6 protein-coding genes are annotated in these 6,681 nt (G+C 69.5%); all 6 read left to right on the top strand.

Annotated elements, in window-relative coordinates; genetic code table 11:
• The first annotated feature begins 71 nt into the window (after positions 1-71).
• The 6 genes from IRZ30_RS14615 to IRZ30_RS14640 all read left to right on the top strand — a co-directional run bounded on the left by IRZ30_RS14615 (position 72) and on the right by IRZ30_RS14640 (position 6,501).
• Positions 72-719 (top strand): PadR family transcriptional regulator, encoded by a 648-nt coding sequence (locus IRZ30_RS14615; RefSeq protein WP_294086204.1) that lies wholly within the window; start codon positions 72-74, stop codon positions 717-719.
• A 191-nt stretch (positions 720-910) separates the two neighbouring features.
• A complete protein-coding gene (locus IRZ30_RS14620; RefSeq protein ID WP_294086205.1) occupies positions 911-1,930 on the top strand; it encodes an ATP-binding cassette domain-containing protein in 1,020 nt (339 codons plus the stop codon).
• Entirely contained in the window at positions 1,927-2,703 is a 777-nt protein-coding gene (locus IRZ30_RS14625; RefSeq protein ID WP_294086206.1) for an ABC transporter permease, read from the top strand. Before IRZ30_RS14620 ends, IRZ30_RS14625 begins: the two co-directional genes overlap by 4 nt.
• 87 nt (positions 2,704-2,790) lie before the next feature.
• Positions 2,791-4,428, top strand: a complete 1,638-nt coding sequence (locus IRZ30_RS14630; protein ID WP_294086207.1) for an FAD-dependent oxidoreductase — start codon at positions 2,791-2,793, stop codon at positions 4,426-4,428.
• Between the two features lie 98 nt (positions 4,429-4,526).
• Positions 4,527-6,062 (top strand): multicopper oxidase family protein, encoded by a 1,536-nt coding sequence (locus IRZ30_RS14635; protein WP_294086208.1) that lies wholly within the window; start codon positions 4,527-4,529, stop codon positions 6,060-6,062.
• A gap of 7 nt (positions 6,063-6,069) precedes the next feature.
• Positions 6,070-6,501, top strand: a complete 432-nt coding sequence (locus IRZ30_RS14640; protein WP_294086209.1) for a hypothetical protein — start codon at positions 6,070-6,072, stop codon at positions 6,499-6,501.
• Positions 6,502-6,681: the final 180 nt, after the last annotated feature.

Here is a 6,681-nt window from a genome sequence, read left to right on the forward strand (position 1 = left end):
CCCCTTGACAACCATGCCCGGAGCCGTATACTCGTAACCGGATATACGGCTACGGCTACGCGAGGTAGACAGTGACGAGCAAGCGGACGATCTCTAATCCACTGGCGCTGGCGGTGCTGGCCCTCCTGGCAGAGCGGCCGATGCACCCGTATGAGATGGCGTCCACCATGCGGGAGCGCGGTAAGCACCACAGCATCAAGCTGAACTACGGCTCCCTCTACACCGTAGTCGACGCGCTCGAGCGCCACCGCTTGATCGTCCCGGTCGAGACGGTCCGCGAGGGGCGGCGTCCGGAGCGGACCATCTACGCGTTGACCGATGCCGGTCGGGCCAAGCTGGACGGCTGGCTCCGCGACCTACTGCGGCGGCCGATCAAGGAGTACCCCCAGTTCGAGGCGGGCCTCTCCCTGATGGCCGTGCTGCCGCCCGAGGCGGTGGTCGAGCTGCTCCGCGAGCGCGTGGAGCGACTGGAACGCGACATCGCGGAGGAGCGCGCCACGATCGACGACGCCGCGGCGCAGGGGCTGCCCCGGGTTTTCCTGATCGAGTCCGACTACGCCCTCATGCTCAAGGAAGCGGAGTTGCGCTGGGTCCGGGATCTCATCCGGGCCATCGAGACGGAGGAGCTTTCCGGCCTCGACCTGTGGCGTCAGTTCCACGCGCGGCCCGACACGACCCAGGACGGCACTGAGCGAGAGGAGGAAGCGGTGGACGAGTGACTGAGATGAACTGACCCCCATCCAGGTGCTGGCACACCCGAATGGGGGCCGAATCCGTCGAGTTGGTCCCGCGACGCGAAACCTGCTACCCGACGCGTCCACCTCAAGGATAGCAGGTCGAGCACCGCGGGTCGACAGGCCGTGCATCAGGCACGGTGTGCAACGTTCCTGCACGAAGGAGTGTTCGACCGATGACTATCCAGGCAGCCCCACGCGAGGCTGCGGCGGCGTCCAACGACACCGACCTCGCCATCGTGGCTCACAACCTGGTCAAGACCTACCCCGGCGGGGTGCGCGCCCTCAACGGGCTCAGCCTCGCCGTCGCGACAGGCACGATCTTCGCCCTGCTGGGCCCCAACGGCGCCGGCAAGTCCACCACCGTCAAGATCCTCACTACCCTCTCGCGCCCCGACAGCGGCAGCGCGCGGGTGGCAGGCTTCGACGTCGTGGCACGTCCCAGCAGCGTGCGCCGCGCGATCGGCTACGTCAGCCAGAAGGCAGCGGTCGACCCCGAGGCGACCGGACGCGAGAACCTGTCGCTGCAGGGTCGGATCTACGGCCTGCGCGGGCGCGAGCTGCGACGCCGGGTTGATGAGCTGCTCGAGCGCATCGGCCTCGCCGAGGCCGCCGATCGCGTCGCGGGCACCTACTCCGGGGGCATGCAGCGCAAGCTCGACATCCTCATGGGGTTGATCCACCGACCCAAGGTGCTCTTCCTGGACGAGCCGACGACCGGCCTCGATCCCGAGGCACGCGCCGAGCTCTGGGCCGAGATCGAGCGGCTTGCCCGCGAGGAGCGCCTGACCATCCTGCTGACCACCCACTACCTGGAGGAGGCAGACCGCCTGGCCGCGCGCGTCGCGATCGTCGACCAGGGTCGGGTCGTGGTCGAGGGTTCCCCCGAGGAGCTCAAGGGCGAGCTGCGCGGCGACACCATCCGGGTCGAGCTCGCGGATGGCGCGACCGAGCCCCGCGTCCAGGCGGTGCTGGAGCATCTGCCCGGCGTGCGCGACGTCACGCTGCAAGACGGTGCGGTGTACGCCCGCGCCAACAGCGGCGGGCAGGCGATCCCAGTGGTGCTTGCGGCGCTGGAGCGCGCAGGTATTCCGGTGGCGGCGGCCACGGTCGCCCGTCCATCGCTCGACGACGTCTACCTGCGGTACGTTGGCCGCTCCTTCGACGCGGCCGGAGAAAAGGGCACGGAACGATGACAGCGCTCATCCACACCTTGGATATCGCCGGGCGGCACCTGCGCAACTTCAGCCGCCAGCCGTGGTACATCGCGTTCAGCCTGGTGCAGCCGATCATCTACCTGCTGCTGTTCGGCGCCCTCTTCAAGCGCGTGGTGGAGCTGCCCGGGTTCAACACCGGCTCCTACGCCACCTACCTCACGCCCGGCATCGTCGCCATGAGCGCGCTGTTCAGCGGCGGCTGGCTCGGCGTGACCGTCGTCAGCGACCTCGACCGTGGCGTGCTGGACCGGTTCCTGGTCTCGCCCGTCTCGCGCAGCGCGCTGATCACCGGCCTGTTGATCCAGACGGGTCTGGTAACGGTGATCCAGTCGCTGATCCTGATCGGGCTCGGCGTGCTGGTCGGTGCGCGCTTCGCAGGCGGCGTGGCGCAGGTGGTCGTGCTGGTCGCGGCCGCGGTGCTGCTCACGGCGATCTTCGGCGCGCTCTCCTGCGCCGTCGCGCTCATCGTGCGCAAGGAGGAGTCGATCATCGGCGTCGTGCAGTTCCTGCTCCTGCCGCTGACGTTCCTGTCGTCTGTCTTCATGGCCCCGGCGCTGATGCCGGGCTGGATCCGGCAGGTCTCCCGGTTCAACCCGCTGAACTGGGCGGTGGAGATCGGCCGGAGCGCGCCCGAGGCCGCCTCATTGGACTGGTCGCTGGTTCTCACGCGCGGCGCGGGGCTGGTCGCGCTGGCCGTGGTGGCGACCTGGCTCGCCACGCGGGCGTTCGGCGCCTACCAGCGTTCGATCTAGTTAGTACTGGGCGGGGGCGGCGTCCGTCCCCCGCCGAACCAGGGCGGCCGTGCCATCGGCAGGGTCGCCAGGAAAGGTGAAACACCGATGCAGCGGAACAACGCCATGATGAACAACGAGCACACTCCGGTTCTGATCGTCGGTGGCGGCGTGGTCGGTCTTTCCGCGGCCTTGTTCCTGGCCGCGCAGGGAGTGCGCGCCACGCTCGTCGAGCGCCACCCGGACCTGCTGATGCACCCGCGAGCTCGGGGCTTCACCCCCCGCACGGTGGAGCTGTACCGCCAGGTCGGGCTCGAGCCGGCCATCCGTGCGGCCAGCTATGCCGGCGGCGACCAGTTTGCCTGGGTGGCGATCCAGGCCGACAACCTCGCCGGCGAGCACCACAAGGTCGAGGAGCCGGAAGACGACGTGCCCCCGGCCGACCTGAGCCCGGCGCCGTTCGCGCCGATCGATCAGGACAAGCTGGAAATCCTGCTGCGCAAGCGCGCGGTGGAGCTGGGCGCCGAGCTGCACTTCTCGACCGAGATGGTGGAGTTCACGCAAGACGAGGACGGCGTCACCGCCCGGCTCGTGGATCGCCGGACCGGGGACGAGCGCGTGATCCGCGCCGACTACATGATCGCCGCCGATGGGTACTCCGGCCCGATCCGCAAGCGGCTGGAGATCCCGACCGAGGGGCCTGGTCCGTTCTTCCACACCATCACGGCGACGATCACGGCCGACCTCACCCCGGCGCTGCGTGGCCGGCCGGTGAGCATCGCCTACCTGCAGCAGCCGCGCCCAGGTACGATCTTGATGGCCCACGACCAGGAAGGACACCGGTGGGTCTTCGGGATGGGCTACCTGCCCGATCACGGTGAATCGGTCGAAGACTTCACCGACGACCGCATCGCGGAGTTGGTGGGCCAGGCGGCTGGCATCCCCGGCGTGCCGGTCACGGTCCGGCCCCAGATCCCGGGCACGGACATCAAGGTGCTGGGCTTCACCATCGGCGCCCAGGTCGCGCAGCGGTACCGCGCGGGGCGCGTGTTCCTGGCCGGTGACGCGGCGCACATCGTCCCACCGACCGGGGGTCTGGGCGCCAACACCGGCATCCAGGACGCCCACAACCTGGCCTGGAAGCTCGCGGCGGTCATTCGCGGCGAGGCAGGTCCCGCGCTGCTCGACACCTACCACGACGAGCGTTACGCGGTCGGCTGCTTCATCATGCAGCAGGCGCTGGCCCGCTGGCAGACCCGCGTTGCCGGTGGGGACAACCCGCCGCTGATGGACTACAGCTCGGTAACCTTCGGCCCGATCTACCGGTCGCCGGCGGTGATCGGCGCGCCCGAGAGCGACGCACCGGCGCTGCCGGTCAGTCAGCTCGCCGGGCAGCCGGGAACCCGCGCGCCGCACGTCACGTTGGCGCGCAACGGCGAAGTCGTCTCGACGATCGACCTCTACGGCCGCCGGTTCGTGCTGCTGACCCCGTCAGGCGACAGCGCCTGGGTCGAACCCGCCCGGCGCGTGGCTGGCGACCTGGGCCTCCCGCTCGATGTCTACCGTGTTGGCCCCGGCGGCGACCTGGCCGACGTTGAGGGGCGCTTCGCCGAGGCCCACGGCCTGACCGGCTCCGGCGCGGTGCTGGTGCGCCCGGACGGCATCGTCGCCTGGCGTGCCCAGGACGCGGTCGACAACCCGGCCTGCGTCCTCGAGGAGGCGATCCGCAGCCTCCTGGCGCGCTAGGTCGCTGCTGGTGCCCCACCCCACCCGCGGGTCGCACGACCCGCGGGTGGGGCCGGGCAGCCCTCCCCACGCACGCAAACCCCTGGAAAGGACCTTCAATGAAGCTCTCTCGGAGAGGATTCCTCCGGCTGGGCATGCTGGGCGCCGCCTCGGTCGCGCTCCCCCTCGGCCGAATGATCGGCCCGATGAACGAACTGGCGGAGGCCGGCGCCGTCACGAGCCCCCCGGTCGAGCCCTTTCAGGTTCCCCTGCCGATCCCGCCGGTGCTGAAGCCCGTCCGCTCCGACGCGTCGGCGGACTACTACGAGATGGTCCAGCGGGAGGCCACGGCGGAGATCCTGCCCGGCTACCGGACGACCATCTGGGGTTACGAGGGGATCTTCCCCGGCCCCACCATCGAGGCACGGAGCGGGCGGCAGGTCATCATACGCCAGCGGAACGAGCTCCCGGTCCCGGTCGTCACCCACCTCCATGGGGGCGTCACCCCGCCGGAGAGCGACGGCTACCCGACCGACCTGATCCTGCCGGTATCTGGTCACGCCGGCGCCATGCACCACCACAGCGGCGCGGTCACGCACGGAACCAGAGATTACGTCTACCCGAACCAGCAGCGGGCCGCCATGCTCTGGTACCACGACCACCGGATGGACTTCACCGGTCCCCAGGTCTACCGCGGCCTCGCCGGGCTGTACATCATCCGGGACGAAATCGAGGACGCCCTGCCGCTGCCACGGGGGGAGCGGGAGGTCCCGCTGGTCATCACCGACCGCACCTTCACCGCGGACGGTGAGCTCTACTACCCCTCGCTCGACCCGACGCTCCAGGGCCGTCCGGGCGTCGTGTCGTCCTTCGCCAACGGCATGTTCGGCGACACGATCCTGGTCAACGGCGCGCCCTGGCCGGTCCTCGAAGTAGGCACCGCGCGCTACCGGCTCCGGCTGCTGAACGCTTCCAACGCCCGTCCCTACCTCCTGGCGCTCGACCCACCGCCGCCGAACGGACCGGCCTTCATCCAGATCGGCAGCGACGGTGGCCTGCTGGAGCAACCGATCCCGCACGACGAAATCCTGATCGCCCCGGCCGAGCGCTTCGACGTCGTCGTCGACTTCGGCCAGTATCCGGTCGGCACGAGCGTCCGGCTGGTGAATCGGGAGGGAGTCGGTCCCACCGCCGAGGTCATGCGCTTCGACGTCGCGCGCCGCGAGGAGGAATACAGCGAGATCCCGGACCGGCTGGCGCGCGAGGAGCCACTGCCGGACCCGAGCGAGGCGATGGAGGTGCGCCGCTTCCAGTTCATCGCGGGCTTCTTCGGCTGGCCCTCCACGGTCAACTTCCGGATCTTCGACCCCAACCGGATCGCGGCGCGACCCCGGCTGGACACAACCGAGATCTGGGAACTCCACGCCGACCCGGAACACCCGATCCACTTGCACCTGGTGCAATTCCGCGTGCTGTCGCGCAACGGCGGGCCACCGGGCCCGTGGGATGCCGGCTGGAAGGACACCGTCTTCATGCGCGGCGGGTCGGCACAGGTCATCGCCCGCTTCAGCGGGTACCGCGGCAAGTACGTGTTCCACTGCCACAACCTGGAGCACGAGGACATGATGATGATGGAGAACTTCGAGGTTGTCTGAGATGACGGTGACCACGAGACGAAACGCCGAGCAGATCGCGTCGCCCAAAATCGCCGGCCGTCGCCTGGCCGTCGGCGCCGCTGGGATGGCGTTCGCCTCAGAACTGATCCACCTGTGGGTACTCCCCGGGGAGTTTACCCTTGCCCCGATGCGAGGGGCGTTTTTCCTCCTGGTCGCGATGGCACAAGGTGCGCTGGCGGTGAACCTGCTGTTCGGCCCGCGCCGGTGGACGCTGCGGCTGGGGTTGATCCTCAACGTCGCGATCGTCGCGACCTGGGCCTTCACCCGGTTGGTGGGGCTGCCGATGCTGATCACCTTCGTGCGCCTGCCGGTCGGCTGGCTGGACCTCACCGCCACGGCGCTGGAGATCGCCCTCATCGCGACCCTGATCGCCCTGCGACGGATGGACCCGAGCGCCGTCGCCCGTACCCGGGGGTAAACCTGGGGCGGCGTACGATCGACAACCAGGTAATAGGATGCCCGCCGCCCGGCCCGTGTCCGGGGCTAAAGCCGCCGGGCTGACAACGAAAAGCCGGCTGAAGCCGGCTCTTTGGAGTGCGGCGGCGCCCCCCGCCCCTTTGGAATAAGTGGCTTATAAACAACTGACGCGGGCGCCGGA

Source organism: Sphaerobacter sp., assembly GCF_019683595.1.
Lineage (GTDB): Bacteria > Chloroflexota > Chloroflexia > Thermomicrobiales > Thermomicrobiaceae > Sphaerobacter.

What these genes read in the sequence shown, in the direction of transcription:
- IRZ30_RS14620 (WP_294086205.1), top strand. Translation starts at nt 911, where the DNA reads ATGACTATCCAGGCAGCCCCACGCGAGGCTGCGGCGGCGTCCAACGAC.
- IRZ30_RS14625 (WP_294086206.1), top strand. Translation starts at nt 1,927, where the DNA reads ATGACAGCGCTCATCCACACCTTGGATATCGCCGGGCGGCACCTGCGC.
- IRZ30_RS14630 (WP_294086207.1), top strand. Translation starts at nt 2,791, where the DNA reads ATGCAGCGGAACAACGCCATGATGAACAACGAGCACACTCCGGTTCTG.
- IRZ30_RS14635 (WP_294086208.1), top strand. Translation starts at nt 4,527, where the DNA reads ATGAAGCTCTCTCGGAGAGGATTCCTCCGGCTGGGCATGCTGGGCGCC.